Origin of the sequence: Allobosea sp. CER48, from assembly GCF_044752385.1 — a bacterium.
Lineage (GTDB): Bacteria > Pseudomonadota > Alphaproteobacteria > Rhizobiales > Beijerinckiaceae > Allobosea.
On sequence record NZ_JBIWYK010000620.1, the window covers coordinates 1 to 1,518 of the forward strand.

The following is a 1,518-nucleotide window of genomic DNA, read 5'->3' on the forward strand; positions in this document are numbered from 1 at the left end:
CCAGGGGATCGAAATCGCTTCTCGCGGGTTCCTTCCCTGCGCCGCCAATCGGGCGCGAGGAGTAGGACATGATGACGATCAGGCAGACAGCCGTTTCCTTCGCCGCATTTCTGGCCCTGGCCTCGCCGGCCATCGCGCAGTCGCGTTCGCTCGGGCCTTCGACCGGAACAGTTCGCATCGAGCAGGTCCAGGCCGGCTTCATCGCATCGGGCGAGGCGGGAGGTGGCACGTTGCGTTTCCGCGGGCGGTCCTATCCGATCACCGTCGGCGGCCTAGGCTTCGGCTCGATCGGCGCTTCCCGCACGGTCGCATCGGGAACGGTCTACGGCCTGCGCAATGTCGCCGACTTCGCTGGCGCCTATGTTCAGCTGAAGGAAGGCTGGGCCGTCGGCAATCAAGGCCGCGGCAATGTCTATCTGCGCAACGACAAGGGCGTGACCCTGCGGCTGGCAACCCAGCGCCAGGGGCTGCAGCTGTCCCTCGGGGCCGACGGCGTGCTCATCGGCTTCAAGCAGTAGGCGCCGCGGCGTCGGTTCGGCGCTGACGGAGCGCACCGCGCACGATAGCCTCTAGGCATTTGCTTGGCCTAGACTATGGTGCGCCCGCTTTGACGATCCTGCTCGTGCCCCTCGCCATCCTTGCCGCCGCCGCCCTCCTGGCGGCGGTGCTGTGCATTTCGCTGCGCCCGCTCCTGGTCCGCTATGCGCTCGCGCGGCCGAATGCGCGTTCCAGCCATAAGGTGCCGACCCCTCAGGGCGGCGGCATCGCGGTGCTGGCCGGAGCCTTCATGGCCCTGGCCGCGGCGCTCTGGCTGCAGCCGGTCGAGGGTGAGGCCTGGAGGACTGCCCTTGTCCTGGGCGCCGCGGCGCTGGCGCTGGCCGCGGTCGGCGCATGGGACGATATTCACCCCCTGCCGGCGAGCATCAGGCTCCTGCTCCAGGCGGCTTGCGTCGGCGTCGTCCTCTTCGGCGCTGCACCGGAGCTGCGCCTGTTCCCGCAGATCATGCCGCTTACCGTCGAGCGGGCGCTGGCGCTCCTGGCCGGCGTCTGGTTCGTGAACCTCGTCAACTTCATGGATGGGCTCGACTGGGTCACGGTTGCCGGCATCGTGCCGCTGGCCGCCGCGCTTGCGCTGGCCGGCAGCGCCGGCGCGATCGACCCGGTCACCGGCTGGCTGGCGGCGGCGCTCTGCGGCGGGTTGATCGGCTTCGCGCCCTTCAACAGGCCGGTGGCGCGCCTGTTCCTGGGAGATGTCGGCTCGCTGCCGATCGGTCTGCTCACCGCCTATCTGCTCTACCGGCTTGCCGGGGCCGGCGCCTTTGCTGCTGCCGTGATCCTGCCGCTCTATCATATCGCCGATGCCACGATCACCTTGCTGCGTCGGCTGGCCCGCGGCGAGAAGGTCTGGGAGGCGCATCGCACGCATTTCTATCAGCAGGCGACGACGAACGGTTTTAGCGTGATCGCTGTGGTCGGGCGCATCGCCGCTCTGAACATCGTTCTGGCCGCTCTCGCCGG

At 68.9% G+C, this 1,518-nt stretch carries 2 protein-coding genes; both read left to right on the forward strand.

Annotated elements, in window-relative coordinates; translation table 11 throughout:
• Nucleotides 1–68 precede the first annotated feature (68 nt).
• A complete protein-coding gene (locus ACIPIA_RS16060) occupies nucleotides 69–518 on the forward strand; it encodes a hypothetical protein (protein ID WP_400510974.1) in 450 nt (149 codons plus the stop codon).
• A 95-nt stretch (nucleotides 519–613) separates the two neighbouring features.
• A partial coding sequence (locus tag ACIPIA_RS16065) for an MraY family glycosyltransferase (protein WP_400510975.1) occupies nucleotides 614–1,518 on the forward strand: 905 nt, incomplete at its 3' end.